Here is a 20,921-nt window from a genome sequence, read left to right on the forward strand (position 1 = left end):
TCCAACACGGAACCTCATTCCTGCCTTTGGAGCTGATTCAAATCTCGCGCGTGTGCACATTTCGCCTCACCGTCATCCCCGCGAAAGCGGGGATCCAGCGACTTTACGCGCTGCGAGAAGGTGCAAAGACACTGGATCCCCGCTTTCGCGGGGATGACGGTGAGGGAGCCGGTGTCGCACCGGAGATTTTGAACAGGCTCCAGGACAGACGCTCCGCGCCTGCCACGACGCAATGTGCCGCGCAGCGGCACGAGCCGTCGGCTCTCGCTCTTGATCTTCCGGGTCCCCGTATGAGGCGGCGGGCGGGTGGAGATCAGGCCCCGCAGGGGTGCCTGGCATGGATGCCAGGCACTTTTCGTCGGGGCAGAATGCCCCGTCGAAAAGCCCGGAACCCGTCCGCGTACCTATCGGGCTTCAGCCCGATAGGCGCCGATTCCGGGGGGCCCTTCTCTTTGGTTACTTTCTCTTGGGCAAACAAGAGAAAGTGACCCGGACCGCGGCAGCGGTTCGGAACGCCCGCCGCGTAGGCGGCCAAATCGCGGGAGCGCCAAAAAGTGCCGATGACCTCTATGCGATAACCGACCACTACCGAAACTGGATCCCGGCCTACGCCGGGATGACGGCTCTTTTGAAGTGGCGAGGCAAGAGCGCCCCCTCACCCCAACCCTCTCCCCAGCGGGGAGAGGGAGTCGGCTCGTGGCAAGGTTGCGATAGCCGATCACTCACGAAACTGGATGACCAACTCTTCAGCTATTGAAAAGCGCTCGGCGCCCTTGCCCCTTTTGCGGGGTTCGCAGGAATGACGACTCTTTTGAAGTGATGAGGAAGGACTCATCTCCTCGCCTCTCAAGCCTCAACGACTCACCACCTGCCCCGAAGAAACCAAGACAAAAAGCGCTACTCATCCGCCCCCGGATCCATCCCCGGAAACAACACCTCGGTATACCCAAACTTGCTGAAGTCCGTGATCCGCGACGGATACAGCCGCCCGATCAGGTGATCGCACTCATGCTGCACCACGCGGGCATGAAAACCCTCCGCCGTGCGGTCGATCAGTGCGCCCTTCGGGTCCACGCCCTGATAGCGGATCAAGGTGTAGCGGTTCACCGCGCCGCGCAGGCCTGGCACGGAGAGGCAGCCCTCCCAGCCCTCCTCCATGTCCTGCGAGAGCGGAGTGATCACCGGATTGAGCAGGATGGTGCGCGGCACGGCGGGTGCGTCCGGGTAGCGCTCGGAGCGGTCGAAGCCGAAGATCACCAGTTGCAGGTCCACGCCGATCTGCGGGGCCGCCAGGCCCACGCCGCCGGCGTCGTGCATGGTGTCGAACATGTCGGCGATCAGCGCGTCGAGCTCGACGCTGCCGATCATGGCGTCGGGTACGGGCGGGGCCACGCGCAGCAGGCGCGGGTCGCCCATCTTCAGGATTTCGCGGATCATGCCAACCTCGTCAGGAGCGGGGTGCCGGACGGGCGAATATTCCCGTCCGGCAGATCGGGCGACTTATACCAGCAACGCCGCACATCGCCGGTTAAGCCGCCGGATGATTCCATCGGCGCCCTTGCGCGACGCTGTTCACATCCTGACTGCCGCCCTCTGGGAGAATCCTCCCATTCGCTCCTGCACCGCCCCTGGGGAAATCGACGTGCCGCCATCCACGCCGCCAGCCGCCTTTTTGCGCACGGCCCTGCCGTTTGCGCGGGGCCTTGGCCATGCCAGCCGCGAGGCCGCGCGGTGCTGACGGCTTGGCTGCTGCAGGCGGCGCTGGCCGTGTCCACGCCGGCCACGGCGTGGGCGGAGCCGGGCTTCCGCAACTACGACATGCCCGAAGGGCTGCCCAGCAGCAATATCGACGGGCTGGCGATCGACCACGACGGCTACCTGTGGATTTCCACCGAATCAGGGCTGGTGCGCTACGGCAGCGGCAGCTTCAAGGTCTGGCGGCACGATCCGCGCGATCCGGCCTCGATGTCGTCCGTCGCCCTCGCCACGCTGTACGTGGACCCGATGGGCCGGCTGTGGGGCGGCGGCCAGGAGGGCCTGCTGCGCTACGACCCGGTGCATGACAACTTCCAGCATTGGCGCCACGACCCGGCCGACCCCGCCTCGCCCGGCAGCGACGACGTCACGGCGATCGCACAGAGCCCGAACGGTGGCCCCTTGTGGGTTGGCCATTTCGATGTGGGCGTCGACCGCCTGCACAAGGACGGCCGCGGCTTCGATCACATCCGCAGCAACCCGGCCGACCCCGATAGCCTAGTCTCGGACGTCGTCTATTCGCTGCTGGCCGACCCTGACGGCAGCGTGTGGGTGGGCGCGCGCGGCGGCGTGGATCACATCCTGCCGGACGGCCGCATCCAGCACGTGCCGATCGAGCGGCCCGACGATGCCTATCGCGACAAGCCGCTGCGTCCGTTCCGGCTGCGGCGCGAGGGCGACATGCTGATGATGTCCACGAACTTCGGGCTCTATGGCCTGGGTTCCAGCGGCGTGGCGAGGCTGGTGGCGCCGGATCAGCTGCCGCGGCAGAGCGTGTTCGCCACCGCCACCGACCACAAGGGTCAATTGTGGGTGGCGACCAATATCGGGCTGTACCTGCGCCATGCGGATGGCCGCTTCCAGCACGTGCAGTCGCAGCCGCTGCTGCGGCACGGGCTGCCCGATACCGACGTCAACGACATGGTGGTCGACCACGAGGGCGGCCTGTGGGCCGGCACCCTGAACGGGCTGAGCTATCTGCCGCCGGACTGGAGCGATATGCGCTTCTTCACGCATATTCCGGAGAGTCCCGACAGCCTCGGCCCCGGCTACTACAGCGCCGTGGCCGCCAGCGGCGACGACCACCTGTGGGTGGGCGTGAAGAACGGCGCGCTGGACCGGCTGGACCTCGCCACCGGTAAGGCCGAGCACATCCCCTTCAGCATGCCGCTGGGCCGCGACATCTACAGCATGGCCGAGGACGCGCGGGGCCGCCTGTGGTTCGGCTCGATGGACGGCACCTACATCTACGACCACGGCAAGCTCACCGAAGTCCCCGTGCATCGGCCCGAGCGCATCGAGTTCGGCGACGACGGCACGGCGTATTTCCAGAACGAGGACGGCGTGATCGTGCTGGACCCCAACGGCAAGCCCGTGCGGCCGCTGCTGTTCGAGGCCAAGGCCGGCGAGGCCGGCGTCAACGACATGCGCTGGTACGACCACGCCCTGTGGATCGCCACCAACCTGGGCATGCTGCGCTGGGTGCCGGGCGATGCGCAGGCGCGCTTTGTCGAGGGCGTGCAGCGGGGCGCGGCGACCCAGGTCGACCTGCGCGATCGCCAGCTGTGGGTGCTCGACGGCGAGAACCTCAACCACTACCAGCTGGACGGTGGCCAGGCGAAGCGCCTGGGCAACTACCCGCTGTACCTGCAGCACCCGGTCTCCGACATGCTCAGCATCCGCGGGGACAAGGCGGGCCGCGTGTGGTTCTTCGCGCGCAGCGGCTTGTGGCGTTACGACACGCGCACCGGCAAGGTGCGCGAGTTCGGGCTGGACCAGGGCCTGGTCGAGGGGCAGTTCACCAACGTCCGCATTGCCGACACGCCGGACGGCCACGTCTACGCGGCCACCAAGGGCGGCGTGGTCGGCTTCGCGCCCGACGACATCAACGAATCGGCGCGCACGCCGCACGTGATCCTCGAAAGCGTGACCGTGCGGCGCGGCGACCGCGTGGAGAATCTCGGCGAAACCGGCGGCACCTGGAACCTGGCCTGGGACGATCGCGAGTTCACCGTCACCGCGCGCGCGATCTCCTACATCGCCCCCGAGCGCAACACCTATCGCTTCCGCCTCGACGACCTCGACAAGGGCTGGGTCAACACCGGCCACCGCGCCGATCGCAGCTTCACCCAGCTGCCCAGCGGTGATTACGAACTGCGCGTACAGGCGGCGGGCCCGGATGGCCTCTGGGGCGAGCTGCCCGAACCGCTGCATGTGCATGTCGATACGGCGCCGTGGCTGCGCTGGTGGGCGTGGCTGACCTATGCGCTGCTGATCGGCCTGGTCCTCACCGCCGTGCTGCTCGCGCTGCGTCGCCGCCAGCGCCAGCGCATGCAGCTGGAACTGGTCACGCAGCAACATCGCCTGGCGCAGACCGCGAGCGAAGCGAAGACGCGCTTCCTCGCCGAGCTGGGCCACGAGATCCGCACGCCGATGACCGGCGTGCTCGGCATGGCGGAGTTGTTGCTGAGCCGTCCGCTGGGCTCGACCGAAAAGCACTACGTGCAGACCATCCAGCGCTCCGGCGAAGTGCTGCTGACCCTGGTCAACGATGCGCTGGACCTGGCGCGCATCGAAGCCGGCCGCCTGCAGCTCACGCCGGCGCCGTTCGATCCGCGCTCGCTGCTGCGCGACGTGGCCGAACTGCAGCGCGGCCGCGCCGTGAACAAGGGGCTGGCGCTGCGCGTGGAGGTCGCCGACGACGTGCCATCGCAAGTGCTGGGCGACGCGGTGCGCATCAAGCAGATTCTGCTCAACCTGAGCGGCAACGCGCTGAAGTTCACCGAACACGGCGAAGTGCGGCTGGCCCTGGACATGTCCTCAGGGATGCTGCGCTACACCGTGAGCGATACCGGCCCCGGCATCTCGGCCGCCGACCAGGCGCGCCTGTTCAAGCGCTTCGAGCAGCTGGACAGCCCGCAGCGCGGCTCCGGCAGCGGCCTGGGCCTGGCCATCTGCCGCGAGCTCACCGCCCTCATGGGTGGCCAGATCAGCCTGGAGTCCACCCTGGGCAAGGGCAGCACGTTCCGGGTGGAACTGCCCTTGCCGGCCGTGGAGGGCCACGTGGACATGCCATCGGCCGACGCCACGGCGGTGAGCGGCCCCAGCCTGCAGCTGTTGCTGCTGGAAGACGACCTGACGGTGGCGGCCGTGATCACCGGCCTGCTCGAAGCCCAGGGCCACCGGATCGACCACGTGCCCAACGGCCTGCGCGCGCTGCAGGCGATGGAACACCAGTTGTACGACGCCGCCCTGGTGGACCTGGACCTGCCCGGCGTCGACGGCTTCAAGTGGGCGCGCCTGGTGCGCTCGCGCGAGCAGGAGGGCGAGCATCTGCCGATGATCGCCATCACCGCGCGCTCCGGCGGCGACGAAGAAGCGCGGGCGCGCGAGGCCGGCATGGACGGCTTCCTGCGCAAGCCCTTGCATGGCGACCAGCTGGCCAAGGCGCTGGCCGCGGCCGTACGCCCGCCGCAACCGGCCTGAGCGGCGCGCATCGCCGCATTGCAGCACGGGCGCGCGCCACGCGCATTCGACCAATAGCTAATGCGCGCGGGTCCACAATGGCGTTGACCCCCGCCGCGGGGCGGACGACTCTTGAGAGGGATCTCCCAGGAGCCAACGCGAATGTCTACTGTCGTCGTCAAACCAAGCCCCGCGGGAAAGATCCTGTGGGCCGCCATCGCCATCGTCGGCGCCTGGTGTCTGGGCGTGGTCGCGCTGCGCCGTGGTGAACCGATCAACGCCATCTGGCTGGTGGCCGCGGCCATCGCGGTGTTCGTGATCGGCTATCGCTTCTACGGCAAGTTCATCAACGACAGAGTGCTGCGCATGGACCCCAGCCGGGCCACGCCGGCCGTGTTGCGCAACGACGGCCTGGACTACGTGCCGACCGACAAGTGGGTGGTGTTCGGCCACCACTTCGCCGCCATCGCCGGCGCAGGCCCGCTGGTGGGCCCCGTGCTCGCGGCGCAGATGGGTTATCTGCCCGGCACCTTGTGGATCCTGTTCGGCGTGGTGTTCGCCGGCGCGGTGCAGGACTTCATGATTCTTGGCCTCTCGGTGCGCCGCGACGGCCGCTCGCTCGGCAACATGCTGCGCGACGAGCTGGGCCCGGTGGCCGGCGTGGTCGCCATGTTCGGCGTGCTGGTGCTGATGATGATCGTGCTGGCGGTGCTCGCGCTGGTGGTGGTCAAGGCACTGACGCACAGCCCCTGGGGCACCTTCACCGTGGCGGCGACGATCCCGATCGCGCTGCTGATGGGCGTCTATCTGCGCTGGCTGCGGCCGGGGCGGATTCTGGAGGTGTCGATCATCGGCCTGATCCTGCTGCTCGCCTCGATCTGGTTCGGCTCGCACGTCGCCGCCTCGCCGACGTGGTCCGCGGTGTTCGACTTTGATGCCAAGGCGTTGGCCTGGCTGCTGATCGCCTACGGTTTCTGCGCCTCGGTGCTGCCGGTGTGGCTGCTGCTCGCGCCGCGCGATTACCTCAGCACCTTCCTCAAGATCGGCACCATCCTGCTGCTGGCGCTGGCCATCTTCCTCGCCGCGCCGACGCTGCAGATGCCGGCGGTGACCAAGTTCATCGACGGCACCGGCCCGGTGTTCCAGGGCAACCTGTTCCCGTTCCTGTTCATCACCATCGCCTGCGGCGCGGTGTCGGGCTGGCATTCGATCATCGCCTCGGGCACCACGCCCAAGCTCATCGCCAATGAAGGCGAGGCGCGCATGATCGGCTACGGCGGCATGCTGATGGAGGCCTTCGTGGCCATCATGGCGCTGGTCGCGGCGGCCTCGCTGCATCCGGGCGTGTACTTCGCGATGAATTCGCCCGGCGCGCTGATCGGCACCACGGCGGAACATGCCGCCACCGTCATCAGCCAATGGGGCTTCGTGGTGACGCCGGACGAACTGCTCAACACCGCGCAGAACATCGGCGAGAAGAGCATCCTCAGCCGCGCCGGTGGCGCGCCGACGCTGGCGGTAGGCATGGCCCAGCTGCTGCACGGCATCATCCCGGGCGAAGGCATGATGGCGTTCTGGTACCACTACGCCATCCTGTTCGAAGCGCTGTTCATCCTGACCACGGTGGATGCCGGCACGCGCGTGGGTCGCTTCATGATCCAGGAGATCGCCGGCCTCATCCACAAGCCGCTGCAGCACACCGAGTCGTGGACAGGCAATCTGCTCGCCACCGCGATCTGCGTGGGGCTGTGGGGCTACTTCCTGTACCAGGGCGCGGTCGATCCGCTCGGCGGCATCAATACCTTGTGGCCGCTGTTCGGCATCGCCAACCAGATGCTGGCGGCCGTGGCGCTGATGCTGGCCACCGTGGTCACGGTGAAGCTCAAGCGCGAACGCTACGTGCTGGTACCGGGCATTCCGGCGATCTGGCTGGTGGTGTGCACACTCACCGCGGGCTGGGAAAAGCTCACCGGCCCGATCAGCTTCACCGCCGCCGCGCAGAAGTACGCGCAGGCCGCTGCCGACGGCAAGCTGCTGGCGCCGGCCAAGTCGGTGGAGGAGATGCAGCGCATCGTCACCAACAACTATGTCGACGCCGCGCTGACCGGCATCTTCATGCTGCTGATCCTGACCATGCTGGGCTTCGCCATCCGCGCGATCGTCAAGGCATGGGGCATCAACCATCCCACCGCGCACGAAGAGCCGTACGTGGCGCTGGGCACCGTGAGCACCCACTGAGGGCATGAGCATGAACGCAAGGCTGCAGGCGATCCGGAAGTGGGCGGTGCAGACCGCCCGCCTCTGCTGCGGCGTTCCCGATTACGACGTGTACGTGAAGCATCTGCGCGAGCACCACCCCGAGCGCCCGGTGCCCAGCTACAAGGAGTTCTTCAGGGAACGCCAGATCGCCCGCTACAAGGGGACGGGTGGGCGCTGCTGCTGAAAAGCTGCTGCCGAAACCCTCTATGGTCCCTCACCGTCGTCCCCGCGAAGGCGGGAGGCGCTTCATCAACAGCCGAAGGCTGGTCATCCAGTGCCTTTCTGGGTCCCCTCGGCCAGAGCCTTAAAGTCGCTGGATCCCCGCTTTCGCGGGGATGACGGTGAGGGGAATTGAAGCGTTACGGCGGACTCCCGCCCCTGGGCGGTGGCATCGGCTTAATAGCCGAACTGCCCAAAGGTCATGCCCCACGGCATGGCCTTTGTTGTTTCTGAACAACGTGCCATGCCTTAGGCTGTGGGTTCCCCAGGGCTTCATCATCCCGCGGCGATCATGGCCGCTCGTCACCCCGCGACTTCCGATGACCGAACACCATCACCACCCGCACTTGCAGCCCTCCTCGGAGATCGAGGCCCAGCACAGCCTGGGCTTGCGCATCATCGCCATCTACAAGGCGGTGAAGACGGTCTGCCTGATCCTGGTGGCGGCGTTCGCCTTCCATCTGGACCGCGAGCAGAACTTCGAAAAGCTGGTGCACTGGCTGGAACACCTGTCGCTGACCGACAGCAACGGCCTGCGCTGGCGACTGGTGGAACTGCTGCAATCGCTGGGCCCGAGCAAGTTCGTCGCCATCGGCCTAGTGGCGCTCGCGTATGCGGCCATCTTCGCCACCGAAGGCACGGGCCTGTGGCTGCGCAAGCACTGGGCCGAATGGTTCACGGTGATCGCCACCGGCTCGCTGATTCCGCTGGAGCTCTACGAGACCGTGCACAAGTTTGGATGGCTCAAGCTGGGCGCGCTGGTCGCCAACGTGGCCATCGTGATCTACCTGGTACGCATCGCGATGCAGCCGCATCCACCCAAGCGCAAGGACTGAACCTCAGACCTCGTGGTGCAGCCCTTCCGCCTGCACCGCGCTGCTGCGTGGCGCCAGCTCCACCAGGTACATCGCCGCCAGCACCAGCGCGCCGCCCGCCAGCATGCGCCAGGTCAGCGCGTCATGCCCGAAGGTGACGGCGAAGCCGGCGGCGAACACGGGCTCCAGCGTCATCACGATGGCGGCGCGCGTGGGCGACAGGTGCGCCTGCGCCCAGGTTTGCACCAGCATGGCGCCCGCGCCCGCCACCAGCGCCATATAGACCACGGCGGCCCAGGCGCCTGCGTCAGGCGGCAGTGAGGGGCCTTTGGGCAAGGTCGCCAGCAGGCAGGTGATGGCGATCACCATCATCTGCACGGTGGAGAGGGCAAACGCGCTGCCCGGGCGCGACCACGCGCCCAGGCCCACGATATGCAGGCCGTACAACGCGGCCGACGCCAGCGTGAGCCACACGCCGTAGCCGATGCTGAAACCGTGCAGCGCCAGCAAACCAAGACCGCCCACCGCCAGCAGCACGGCGATCCACGTCACCGGCGGCAGGCGCTGGCGCAGCAGCACGGTGCCGAGCAGGGGCGTGACCACGACATACATGCCGGTGACAAAGCCGCTGATGCTGGCCGAGGTGTGCTCCAGGCCCGAGGTCTGCAGCAATTGCGCAATGCCATACACCGCGCCCAGCGCGATGCCCTGCCACCACTCGCGCCGGCTCAGGCGCAGCAGCGGCCGGTGAAACAGCAGCGCCATCGACAGCGCGGCGATAAGGAAGCGCACGGCCAGGAAATCGGCCACCGCCATGCGATCCACCAGATCCTTGATCAGGAAGAAGGTGGAACCCCAAACCGCGGTGACGGCGATCAGCCCAAGCGTGGCCGGAACCGATGCCTTCGCCCGGTTCATGCGGCGTCCTTCGTGCGCTTGCGCGTGGCGAGCCGCCACAGCTGGCCGGGAATCTGCAACAGGAAATGCGACCAGATGCCCAGCCACACGACGGCCGCCACCCATGGCTTGCGCGCATCGGGATCGAACTTGCGGAACCAGCGCCACATGCCGCGATGCTTGTGCCGGCTCACGAACACCGGCCGATGCCGGCTGGAGCTGCCCTTGCCGTGCAGCACGCGCACGTCGCCGGCCAGCAACACCTTGTAGCCTGCGTCGCGCACGCGGCGGCACAGGTCCAGGTCTTCGCAATGCAGGAAATAGTCTTCGTCAAAACCGGCGAGGTACTCGAACACGCGGCGCGGCATCAGCATCAAGGCGCCGGACACGGCCTCGGCCTCGATCAGCGCATGCGGTATCGGCCCTTCGATGTTGATCCCTTCGCCCTTGCGGTTGAGCAGCGTATTCAGCGCGCGGCGCATCAGCGGATCGCGCCGTCGCGAGGCCGGATCCGGCACGCCGTTCTCATCGCACACCACCGCGCCGATCACGCCTGCGCGCGGGTTGGCGGCCAATTGTGCGAGCAGGCGATTGAGGATGTCGCTGTCGATCAGGCAGTCGGGGTTGAGGATGAGCAACGACTTGCCGTGCGATTGCGCCGCGCCGCGATTCATCGCGGGGCCGAAGCCGAGATTGGCGTGGTTGTAGATCACGCGCAGCCGCGCATCGTTTTCGTGCGCGCGGGCGATCGCCTGCGGGATGCCATCGGCCGAGGCGTTGTCGACCAGGATCATTTCCAGCGGCACGTCGCAGGCCAGCACGCGGCGCACGCAGTCGCGCAGGCTGGGGCCGCTGTCGGCCGCCACCACGATCACGCTGACCGGCAACACGGAAGACAAGGAGGAAGAAGATGCGTCGGTATTCACAGCCACTCGTATGCGTTGTCCAGTACGTCGAGGGATGATGCCGGTCCCTACCGCCGTCGCCCCTGCCCCAGCACTTCGTGCAGGGCGGTCGGCACGCCGTTGCTACCTCGCGCCAACCATGGCTGTTCGCCTTCCCAACCGCTGAGCTGCCAACCCATCAATCGATGCGTGTGGCCGCTGTGCGAATCCCACAACACCTCGCCACGTCCGCCTGGCAGGTCCGCGGCAAACCAGCGGCCGCCAGGGCTGAAACAGTAGCGCGGGCTGGCCTTGTCGATGACCTGCCCCTGGTCGAAGACATAACGCCCACGTCCCTCGCCGGTCGACTCGAAGCGCATGCGCTCCTCATCGCCCGGTGCTTCGCGCCACTGCGCCCGCGCCAGCTCGATGATGTGCGCCGGCGGCCCGACGGGCGCCATCGCCAGCTCGCTCCACTCGGGCGACACCTTGGCCTGCGCCGTGCGCCGCACGCGGTGATCGAGCAGCGACTCCATCAACACCACCAGCGAGAAACCCACCAGCGCACCGAGCAGGGCCGCACCCCAGGCGATCAGGTCACCCCCCAGGGCACGCTGCACCGCGAACAACAAACCGGGCAGACCCGAGCGCAATGCGCGACGGCACAACGCCGCGTAGTGCACGATGCGCCGGTCGAACAGCACCGCGCCCAGCACCGACAGCAACACCAGCGACAAGCCCATCCACCACGGCAACAGCGCGACCACCACGGTCCACGCCGCCGCCGGCAAGGTGCGCACCAGCCAGCGCGCGAAGGCAGCCACGCTAGACTCTCAGGCCAGCGTGACCGCACTGCATCAGCCGCACCAGGCCCGCGCGTTGCGGAACATGCGCATCCACGGCGAATCCTCGCCCCACTTCTCCGGATGCCAACTCATCTGCACGCTGCGGAACACGCGTTCCGGGTGCGGCATCATGATCGTCACGCGGCCATCGGCGGCGGTGAAGCCGGTGAGGCCGCCCGGCGAACCGTTGGGGTTCAGCGGGTAGTCCTCGGTCGGCTTGCCGCGGTTGTCCACGTAGCGCAGCGCGGCGCCGGCCTTCGACGGGCTGCAGCTGTACGGGAAGCTCACGCGGCCTTCGCCGTGCGCCACGGCCACCGGAATGCGCGAACCAGCCATGCCCTTGAAGAAGATGCTCGGCGAGTCGAGCACTTCCAGCGTCGCCACGCGCGCCTCGTACTGCTCCGACGCGTTGCGCAGGAACTTCGGCCAGTGCGCGGCGCCGGGGATGATGTCCTTCAGCTGGCTCATCATCTGGCAGCCGTTGCACACGCCCAGCGCGAAACGCAGGTTGTTGTCGAAGAACGCGCTGAACTCCGCGCGCAGGTATTCGTTGTAGAGGATGGACGTGGCCCAGCCGCGGCCCGCGCCGAGCACGTCGCCGTAGGAGAAGCCGCCGCACGCCGCAAAGCCGTTGAAGTCGGCCAGCTTGATGCGCCCGCTGGCGAGATCGGACATATGGACGTCCACGGCATCGAAGCCGGCGCGGGTGAACGCGGCGGCCATTTCCACCTGGCCGTTCACGCCCTGCTCGCGCAGCACCGCCACGCGCGGCTTGGCGCCACGGCTGACGTAGGGCGCGGCGATGTCTTCATGCGGATCGAAGGTGAGCTTGGGGCTGATGCCCGGATCGGCATCGTCCAGGCGCCATTCGTTTTCCGCATCGGCGGACACCGGGTTGTCGCGCAGGCGCTGCATGGCGTGGCTGGTTTCGTTCCAGGCCTGGAACAGCGTGCGCCAGTTCCACTTGAACAGTGTGTCGCCGTTCTGGAACAGCTTGATGCCGAGTTTTTCCTTCGGGCGACCGATGCGGTACGCCATGCTGGTCAGGCCGTGCTTGACCAGCAGCGACTCGAACGCTTCGCGGTTGGCCGTGGCCACCTGCACAACGGCGCCGAGTTCTTCGTTGAACAGCGCGCGCAGCGTGGCTTCCGCCCAGCCGTCCAGATGGATTTCCAGGCCGCAGTGCCCAGCGAAGGCCATCTCCAGCAGGGTCACGATGGCGCCGCCGTCGGAACGGTCGTGATAGGCCAGCAGCAGGCCGTTCGCGTTCGCTTCCTGCACCAGCTCGAAGAAGGACTTCAGGCGCTTGGGATCGTCCAGGTCCGGTGGCACGCCGCCGCCGCGGTTGAACACCTGCGTCAGCGAGGAACCGCCGAGACGGTCGCGGCAGGCGCCCAGGTCGAGCAGCCACAATTCGGAATCGCCGTGATCCAGGCGCAGCTGCGGCGTCAGCGTGCGGCGCACGTCGGTGACGCGGGCAAAGCCGGTGATGACCAGCGACACCGGCGAGACGGTGCGCTGCGTGGTGTCGCCGTCCTTCCACACGGTCTGCATGGACAGCGAGTCCTTGCCGACCGGAATGGAGATGCCCAGCTCCGGACACAGCTCCATGCCCACCGCCTTGACGGCGTCGAACAGCGCGGCGTCCTCGCCCGGGAAATTCACCGCGGCCTGCCAGTTGGCCGACAGGCGCACTTCGCCCAGCGAGGCGATGGGCGCGGCGGCCAGGTTGGTGATGGCCTCGCCCACGGCGAGGCGCGCGGCGTCGGGGCTGCTGAGCAGCGCCACCGGCGCGCGTTCGGCCATCGCCATCGCCTCGCCGGTGTAGCTGTCGAAGTCGGTGATGGTGACGGCGCAATCGGCCACCGGCACCTGCCACGGGCCTACCATGGGATCGCGCGCATTCAGGCCGCCGACGGTGCGGTCGCCGATGGTGATGAGGAAGCTCTTGCTGCCCACGGTAGGCAGGCGCAGCACGCGCATCAGCGCCTCGTCCATGCTGATGCCGGCGAGATCGGGCACCAGGTCGACGCGCGGCTTCAGGCGCTTGGCATCGCGATGCATGCGCGGCGGCTTGCCGAACAGCACGTCCATCGGCAGGTCGATCACCTGCGTGTCGGTGCGCGGATCGTGCACCACCAGGCGACGCTCGGCGGTGGCCTCGCCCACCACGGCGTACGGGCAGCGCTCGCGCTTGCAGTATGCCTCGAACTCGGCGAGATCCTCGGCGCCGATCGCGAGCACGTAGCGCTCCTGCGATTCGTTGCTCCACACCTGCATCGGCGACAGCGAGGGGTCGTCGCACGGCACGCGGGAAAGATCGATGCGGCCGCCCACGCCGGCGTCGTTCAACAACTCCGGAATGGCGTTGGACAGGCCGCCCGCGCCCACGTCGTGCACGCTGACGATGGGGTTCTCGTCGCCGCGCGCCCAGCAGCTGTCGATGACCTGCTGCGCGCGGCGCTCCATCTCGGCGTTGTCGCGCTGCACGGAGGCGAAGTCGAGTTCCTTGCTGGAAGTGCCCGAGGCCACCGACGAGGCGGCGCCGCCGCCCAGGCCGATCAGCATGGCCGGGCCGCCCAGCACGATCACCTTGTTGCCAGGCTGCACGTCGCGCTTCTGCACGTGGCCGGCGCGGATGTTGGCCAGGCCGCCGGCGATCATGATCGGCTTGTCGTAGCCGCGGCGCACGCCGGCTTCGCCGGTTTCGTGCTCGTAGGTGCGGAAATAGCCGCCCAGCGCGGGGCGGCCGAATTCGTTGTTGAACGCGGCGGCGCCCAGCGGGCCGTCGCGCATGATCTCGAACGCGGTGGCCATGTGCGGCGGCAGCGGGCGATCCACTTCCCACGGACGCGGCAGGCCCGGAATGCGCAGGTCCGACACCGAGAAACCGGTGAGGCCGGCCTTCGGCTTGGCGCCGCGGCCGGTGGCGCCTTCGTCGCGGATCTCGCCGCCGGCGCCGGTCGCGGCGCCCGGCCACGGGGCGATGGCGGTCGGGTGGTTATGCGTTTCCACCTTGATCGCGTATTCGATGCGCTCCGGATGCGCGCGCCATACGCCGTCGCGATCGGGGAAGAAGCGCTTGCCCTCGAAGCCCTCGATCACGGCCGCGTTGTCCTTGTAGGCGGACAGCGTGTAGGCCGGCGAATGCTGGTGGGTGTTCTTGATCATGCCGAACAGGCTCTTGTCCTGAGCCTCGCCGTCCAGCGTCCAGCTGGCGTTGAACACCTTGTGGCGGCAGTGCTCGGAGTTGGCCTGCGCGAACATGAAGAGTTCGGCGTCGGTCGGGTCGCGGCCCAGCTCGGCGTAGCGGGCGACGAGGTAGTCGATCTCGTCGTCGGCCAGCGCCAGGCCCAGGTCCTTGTTGGCCTTGTCCAACGCGGCCTTGGCGTCGCCGCCCAGCGCAATATGGACAATCGGGCCGGGCTGGCCACCGAGGAATAGGCCCTTGGCCTGGTCCAGGCTGGTCAGCACCGACTGCGTCATCGCATCGTGCAGCACGGCCAGCACGGCGTCGTACTGGGCGGTGCCGGCGATCGGCAGGCCGGCGACCTGCCAGGCGATGCCGCGCTCCACGCGACGCACGTCGAAGCCGGCGCCATGCAGGATGTCCGTGGCCTTGCTGGACCAGGGCGAGATCGTGCCCAGGCGCGGAACCACCCACAGGGACGCGGCCTCCGGCGCACCTTCCTTGGCTTCCAGCACTTCCAGCAGGCGACGGTGCTGCTCGCCCTCCGGCGCGCGGTCGGCATCGATGAAGTAGACGAACCACGACGCCTGCACACGCGTGCCACGGTGAATGGCCTCCAGGCGTGCGTTCAGGCGTTCAAGGCGAAAAGGCGAGAGGGCGCTCTGCCCGTCGAGTGCGATCATGCGGGGAACGGGAGGTAGGCGAAAACGCCTATTGTACCCCAAGCGGCATCAAGACTGCCGCGACGCAGCATCCGGTGGATTCATCAGCCAAGGCTTGCGGCCGGCCACCCGAACGCTCCAACCGCTTGTTTTTGCTGGTGACTGCGCGAACCGGGGCGCAATGCCCCGGCTCGACGGGCTCAGCTTCCGCTCTTGAGCGCGCGCAGCAGCTCGTCCGGCGTCACGTAGCCGCCGAGCATGCTGCCGTCCTCGCCGATGATGGTCGGCGTGCCGGTGACGCCCAGCTTCACGCCCAGGTCGAACTCGTCCTTGACCGGGTTCGGGCAATTGGTGGCCTTGGGGGCCTTGCCCAGCTTGGCGGCGGTGAAGGCCGCCTTGCGGTCGCTGGCGCACCAGACCGAGACCATCTCGTTGTAGGTCGGGGTGGTCTTGCCCGCTTCGTTGGTCACGCCTTCGCGCGGCCAGGCGATGTACTCCACCGCGATGCCCGCCTTGTTGAAATCGGCGATGTGCTCATGCAGCTGGCGGCAATAGGCGCAGTTGACGTCGGTGAAGACGGTGACGCGATAGCGCGGATTGGCCGGCGCGAACACGATGCGGTCGGCGGCTGGCACCTTGGCCAGCTCGGCCCTGCGGAAATCCGCCCAGCCGTCCTCGGTGATGTTCTTCTTCTTGCTCAGGTCGATCAGGTCGCCATTGAGCATGTACTTGCCGTCGTTGGACACGTACACCAGGTGGCCCGAGGCGATGACCTGGTAGAAGCCCTGCATCGGCGCCGGGCGCACCGAGTCGATGTTCGCGTTGGGCACCAGCGAAAGCACCGCCTTGCGGATGGTGGCTTCGGGGCCGGACGCCGCGCTGTCCGTCGCCGCGCAGGCATTCAGTGCCAAACCGCCGACGCACAGGGCCAGCAAGTATTTCTTGAACATCTTAAGACCTCATCGACGTGCGGCCCCGTCGGGGCGCAGGGGAAAAGCCATTCTCGCACAGGCACCTGAATGCGTATGTGGGCCGTTTGACACAACGGCGCCGCCCTTACCCCCGCGGATGGTGCTGGGCGTGCAGGCGCTTGAGGCCTTCCTTCGCCACCAGGGTGTAGATCTGGGTGGTGCTGAGCGCGCTGTGCCCCAGCAGCATCTGAAGCGCGCGCAGGTCTGCCCCGTGGTTGAGCAGGTGGGTGGCGAAGGAGTGGCGCAGCACATGCGGCGAGATGCGCTTGGGCACGATGCCCACGGTCAGCGCGTAGCGCTTCACCAGCGTCCAGAACATCTGCCGGGTCATGCCCTCCCCGCGGTTGTTCAGGAACAGGGCCGCCGGTTGGCGTCCCTTGGCCAGCACAGGGCGCGCGGTGGCGAGATAGGCCTCGATATGCTCGGCCGCCACCTCGCCGATGGGTACCAGGCGGTCCTTGCCGCCCTTGCCGGTGACGCGCACCACGCCCTGGCGCAGATTGAGCGAAGCCAGCGGCAGTTCCACCAGTTCGGACACGCGCAGGCCCGACGCGTACATCAGCTCGAGCATGGCGCGATCGCGCAGCCCCAGCGTGCTGCCGAGGTCGGGCGCATTCAGCAGGCCCTCGATCTCGCGCTCCGCCAGCGCCTTGGGCAGGCTGCGCGGCGCCTTGGGGCGTTCGATCAGCAAGGTGGGATCTTCAAAGCCCGGCTCGGTGCGTGCGAGGTGCGCGTAGTAGCGCCGGAACGCCGACTGCCGCCGCGCCAGCGAACGCACCGCCACCGGCTGGCTGCCGTGGTACGCGGAAAGGTGATGCCGGCGGGCGCTGCGCAGGTTCTCCCCTTGCGTGCCCAGCCAGCGGGCCAGGCCTTCGAGGTCGCGGCGATAGGCGTCGAGCGTGCGGTCGGACAGGCCATCTTCGGACCAGACGCGCTCGATGAAGGCATCGATGCTGCGGCGGTCGGCTTCGGCGATACTGGATTCTTCGTGCTGCATGCAGGCGATGCTCGCCGCCCGCCCCGCCATGCGCAAGCACTCCACGCCCAAGACCTTCGTTTCGATGAACGCCATCACCGCAACCGACGTGTATTGCCCGCTGTGGCGCCGCCTGCTCGCCCTGCTCTACGACCTGCTCGCCGTGCTGGCGATCGTGATGGTGGTGGGCTACGTGTGCCAGCGCGTCACCGGCGGAACCGCCGTCAGCGGTGATGGCCACGCGCACATCGCCTGGTGGTATCAGCCCTTGCAGGCCCTGGTGGTGTCGGCCTATTTCCTCGCCTCCTGGCTGCGCGGCGGACAGACGCTGGGCATGCGCCCGTGGCGCATCCGCGTCAGCGGCGCCAACGGACAGCGCATCACGCCCACGCAGGCGATTATTCGGCTACTCGTGGCGGCGCTGCCGATGCTGCTGCTCGCGCTGGCGCCGCTGGTCGGCGCGCGGGGGGCGGCGTGGGCAGTGGTCATCGCGTGGATCGCATGGTTTGGCGTCGCAGCGTTCGATTCGCGAAAACGTGCGGTGCACGACATGCTGGCAGGCACGGAACTACGCAGAATCGCCTGAGTTTTCACTCTGCGCTCAGGTGTTATCTGACAACACTTGGCGCATGCCGACCCTTGCCATCCCCCGCCCTTCTGAGGCAGAGCTGAAGCGCACCAACCAGGTGTTCTACGACGGCCTGTGGTCGGGCGCGCGGTTGGTGGATCCCGCCCGTTTCAACACCTGGCCGATGGTGCGCGATCTGGCCATGGCCTTGCCGCGGCGCCTGGAAATCGCGCCGGGCCTGCGCCCGCGGCTGCCGCTGGACGGCACCTATTTCGTCGATATCAGCCAGGCCGCGCTGCACGCCTTGCGCGAACACGGCGTCAGCGCCGTGCGCGCCAGCATCAGCGCACTGCCCTGCCCCGACGCCAGTTTCGATCTGGTCTGCGCGCTGGACATCCTCGAGCACGTGCGCGACGACGAAGGCGCGCTGCGCGAACTCACGCGCGTGGCGGCCCCGCAGGCGCGGCTGCTGCTGTCTGTACCGCTGCACGAATCGGCATGGACGGCCTTCGACGAGTTCGTCGGTCACTACCGCCGTTATGAACCCGCGCAGATCGTCGAACGGCTGGCCGCCCATGGTTGGATGGTCGAGCAAAGCGCCATCTACGGCATGCAACCCACCTCCACCACGTTGCTCAACCTGGGCCAGTGGTATCTGTCGCACCAGCGTGAACGCGCCATGTGGTGGTACAACCGAGTGATCATGCCGCTGGGCCTGCGCCTGCAGAAGCCGCTGCGATGGCAGCCGGGCCTGCCATCCAGCGAAGGCGTGGACGAAGTGCTACTGCTTTGTCGGCGCGCGTAAGCGCCTGATTCAGCAAGCATGAGACGATGCGGCAGCGCAGCACGGGACAGTGAAAGCGGGTAAGATGTTTCCCCCGACCCCGTCCGGTTCGTCTCATGCTCTATCAGATCCACGAGTGGCAGCGCGCCTTCCTCGGCCCCATGAGCCACTACGCCGAAGCCAGCGCCAAGATGCTGAGCGACGCCACCAGCCCCATGTCCCACCTGCCCGGCGCCCAGCGCCTGGCCGCCGGCTATGAGCTGCTGCACCGCCTGGGCAAGGAATACGAGAAGCCGGCCTTCGGCCTGACCCAGGTCACCTCGCACGGGCAGGACATCGCTGTGATCGAGCGCGTGGTGCTCGACAAGCCGTTCTGCCAGCTCAAGCGCTTCAAGCGCTTCAGCGACGATCCGGACACCATCGAACGGCTGAAGGGCGAACCGACCGTACTGGTCGTGGCGCCGCTGTCCGGCCACCACGCCACGTTGCTGCGCGATACCGTGCGCACCCTGCTGCAGGACCACAAGGTGTACATCACCGACTGGGTCGACGCACGCATGGTGCCGGCCAGCGAGGGCGCGTTCCATCTCGATGACTACGTGGCGTACATCGAGGAATTCATCCGCCACATCGGCGCCGAGAAGCTGCACGTCATTTCCGTGTGCCAACCCACCGTGCCGGTGCTGGCCGCCGTCTCGCTGATGGCCGCGCGCGGCGAAACCACCCCACTCAGCATGACCATGATGGGCGGCCCGATCGAACCGCGCAGCAACCCCACCGGCGTGAACAACCTCGCCACCACCCGCCCGCTCAGCTGGTTCCGCGGCAACGTGATCCACACCGTGCCGCCGAACTATCCCGGCAGCGGCCGCGAGGTCTACCCCGGCTTCCTGCAGCACGCCGGCTTCATTGCCATGAACCCGGGCCGCCACCTCAATTCCCACTGGGATTTCTACGAGAACCTGCTGCGCGGCGACCAGGACGACGCCGAAGCGCACCGCAAGTTCTACGACGAATACAACGCCGTGCTCGACATGCCCGCCGAGTACTACCTCGACACCATCTCCACCGTGTTCCAGCAGTTCCTGCTGCCGCGCGGCCTGTGGGATGTGTCAGGCGAACGCGTGAAGCCCTCCGCCATCAAGACCACCGCCCTGCTCACCGTCGAAGGCGAACTGGACGACATCTCCGGCATCGGCCAGACCGAAGCCGCCCACGACCTGTGCAGCGGCATCGCCCCGGATCGCCGCCAACACCTTGTGGTCGACGGTGCCGGTCACTACGGCATCTTCAGCGGGCGACGCTGGCGGCAGATGGTGTATCCGCAGGTGCGGGAGTTCATTCGCAGGTTTGATGCGAAGGTGGGGTGAGGGGTTTGGGGTTCTGCTTTGCGGTGGCGAGGGAGCAACCCGCCACATGCTTTCATAAGAGCCGTCATTCCTGCGAAGGCAGGAATCCAGTGACTTTGCTTTTGGTTGTCGCGTTACGGTGATGGGCGCCTTCGTGCGTTCCCGCGACCGGGCCGCCTACGCGGCGGGCGTTTCGATCGTCTGCCGACGCTCGAGTCACTTTTCTTTTGCTGGCCCAAAAGAAAAGTAACCCAAAGAAAATGGCCTTCAAGGCCAACGCCCGTAGCATTCCGTAGGGATAAGCCCGAACGGGTGAGGTGCGTTGTGGCTTGGCAACCTTCGCCGCTACACAGCGGGTAGTTCGGAGCGCTTCGCAACGCGCCGGGGCGCAGAGGGCTTAGAGCAGCGTGCGCTACGCTTTCCGATCGCTGAGGCTAGGTAAAGTGGACGCTACGCTTCCCTACCCGCGAGGAGAACTCGCCGCCTTGCGGCAAGCCATTTCCGTAGCGTGCCGCTTAACTTCCTCAGCACGTTCCAACACGGCACCTCACTCCTGCCTTTGGAGCTGATTCAAATTTCGCGTGTATGCACATTTTCCCTCACCGTCATCCCCGCGAAAGCGGGAGGCGCTTGATCAACAGCCGAATGGCTGGTCATCCAGCGACTTTACGCGCTACGAGATGGCTTAAAGGCACTGGATCCCCGCCTTCGCGGGGATGACGGTGAGGGAATGGAGCTGCTTCGGAGATTTTGAATGCGCTTCAACGCAGGCGCTCCGCGCCTGCCGCGACGCAATGTGCCGCGCAGCGGCACGAGCCGTCGGCTCTCGCTCTTGATCTTCCGGGTCCCCGTATGAGGCGGCGGGCGGGTGGAGATCAGGCCCCGCAGGGGTGCCTGGCATGGATGCCAGGCACTTTTCGTCGGGGCAGGATGCCCCGTCGAAAAGCCCGGAACCCGTCCGCGTACCTATCGGGCTTCAGCCCGATAGGCGCCGATTCCGGGGGGCCCTTCTCTTTGGTTACTTTCTCTTGGGCAAACAAGAGAAAGTGACCCGGACCGCGGCAGCGGTTCGGAACGCCCGCCGCGTAGGCGGCCAAATCGCGGGAGCGCCAAAAAGTGCCGATGACCTCTATGCGATAACCGACCACTACCGAAACTGGATCCCGGCCTGCGCCGGGATGACAGCTAAAGCGGGATGACGGCTAAAGGATGAAACCCAGAGGCGAGTACCCGCCCCTCACCCCAACCCTCTCCCCAGAAGGGAGAGGGAGAAAGCCAGCCC

Annotated in this window: 14 protein-coding genes; 7 read left to right on the forward strand and 7 right to left on the reverse strand. The window is 67.2% G+C overall.

Annotated elements, in window-relative coordinates; genetic code table 11:
• Positions 1–897 precede the first annotated feature (897 nt).
• Positions 898–1,437: a peptide deformylase gene (gene def / locus BDW41_RS12665; RefSeq protein WP_074552298.1), complete on the reverse strand. Its 540-nt coding sequence runs from the start codon at positions 1,435–1,437 to the stop codon at positions 898–900.
• Between the two features lie 294 nt (positions 1,438–1,731).
• Here def and BDW41_RS12670 point away from each other — a divergent pair, with 294 nt between their 5' ends.
• From BDW41_RS12670 to BDW41_RS12685, 4 genes are all read left to right on the forward strand, one after another.
• Positions 1,732–5,241: a hybrid sensor histidine kinase/response regulator gene (locus BDW41_RS12670; RefSeq protein ID WP_074552297.1), complete on the forward strand. Its 3,510-nt coding sequence runs from the start codon at positions 1,732–1,734 to the stop codon at positions 5,239–5,241.
• A 141-nt stretch (positions 5,242–5,382) separates the two neighbouring features.
• Positions 5,383–7,458, forward strand: coding sequence for a carbon starvation CstA family protein (locus BDW41_RS12675; RefSeq protein WP_074552296.1), 2,076 nt, complete (start codon positions 5,383–5,385; stop codon positions 7,456–7,458).
• 10 nt (positions 7,459–7,468) lie between these two features.
• A complete protein-coding gene (locus tag BDW41_RS12680; protein ID WP_074552301.1) occupies positions 7,469–7,663 on the forward strand; it encodes a YbdD/YjiX family protein in 195 nt (64 codons plus the stop codon).
• Between the two features lie 355 nt (positions 7,664–8,018).
• A complete protein-coding gene (locus tag BDW41_RS12685) occupies positions 8,019–8,534 on the forward strand; it encodes a DUF2127 domain-containing protein (protein ID WP_199535334.1) in 516 nt (171 codons plus the stop codon).
• Positions 8,535–8,537: 3 nt separating this feature from the next.
• On the opposite strand, the gene BDW41_RS12690 is transcribed toward BDW41_RS12685, so the two are convergent.
• The 6 genes from BDW41_RS12690 to xerD form a co-directional block, all read right to left on the reverse strand.
• Complete coding sequence (locus tag BDW41_RS12690) at positions 8,538–9,431, reverse strand: DMT family transporter (protein WP_074552295.1); 894 nt, start codon at positions 9,429–9,431, stop codon at positions 8,538–8,540.
• On the reverse strand, positions 9,428–10,336 hold the full coding sequence (locus BDW41_RS12695) for a glycosyltransferase family 2 protein (RefSeq protein WP_233496864.1): 909 nt from the start codon (positions 10,334–10,336) through the stop codon (positions 9,428–9,430). The genes BDW41_RS12690 and BDW41_RS12695 overlap by 4 nt, the downstream gene beginning before the upstream one ends.
• Before the next feature lie 47 nt (positions 10,337–10,383).
• Positions 10,384–11,118 carry a hypothetical protein gene (locus BDW41_RS12700; RefSeq protein WP_074552293.1) on the reverse strand — a complete coding sequence of 245 codons (735 nt, stop codon included), beginning with the start codon at positions 11,116–11,118 and terminating at the stop codon, positions 10,384–10,386.
• A 33-nt stretch (positions 11,119–11,151) separates the two neighbouring features.
• Positions 11,152–15,012, reverse strand: coding sequence for a phosphoribosylformylglycinamidine synthase (gene purL, locus BDW41_RS12705; protein WP_074552292.1), 3,861 nt, complete (start codon positions 15,010–15,012; stop codon positions 11,152–11,154).
• A 179-nt stretch (positions 15,013–15,191) separates the two neighbouring features.
• A complete protein-coding gene (locus BDW41_RS12710) occupies positions 15,192–15,941 on the reverse strand; it encodes a DsbC family protein (RefSeq protein ID WP_074552291.1) in 750 nt (249 codons plus the stop codon).
• Positions 15,942–16,047: 106 nt separating this feature from the next.
• Positions 16,048–16,959 (reverse strand): site-specific tyrosine recombinase XerD, encoded by a 912-nt coding sequence (gene xerD, locus BDW41_RS12715; protein ID WP_074552290.1) that lies wholly within the window; start codon positions 16,957–16,959, stop codon positions 16,048–16,050.
• Here xerD and BDW41_RS12720 point away from each other — a divergent pair.
• The 3 genes from BDW41_RS12720 to phaZ all read left to right on the forward strand — a co-directional run bounded on the left by BDW41_RS12720 (position 16,958) and on the right by phaZ (position 19,660).
• Positions 16,958–17,524, forward strand: coding sequence for an RDD family protein (locus tag BDW41_RS12720; protein WP_199535335.1), 567 nt, complete (start codon positions 16,958–16,960; stop codon positions 17,522–17,524). The genes xerD and BDW41_RS12720 overlap by 2 nt on opposite strands.
• 43 nt (positions 17,525–17,567) lie before the next feature.
• Positions 17,568–18,311 (forward strand): class I SAM-dependent methyltransferase, encoded by a 744-nt coding sequence (locus BDW41_RS12725; protein ID WP_074552289.1) that lies wholly within the window; start codon positions 17,568–17,570, stop codon positions 18,309–18,311.
• Positions 18,312–18,406: 95 nt separating this feature from the next.
• Entirely contained in the window at positions 18,407–19,660 is a 1,254-nt protein-coding gene (gene phaZ, locus BDW41_RS12730; protein WP_074552288.1) for a polyhydroxyalkanoate depolymerase, read from the forward strand.
• Positions 19,661–20,921 lie beyond the last annotated feature (1,261 nt).

Origin of the sequence: Dyella sp. AtDHG13, assembly GCF_003201105.1 — a bacterium.
GTDB classification, from domain to species: Bacteria; Pseudomonadota; Gammaproteobacteria; order Xanthomonadales; family Rhodanobacteraceae; genus Dyella; species Dyella jiangningensis_B.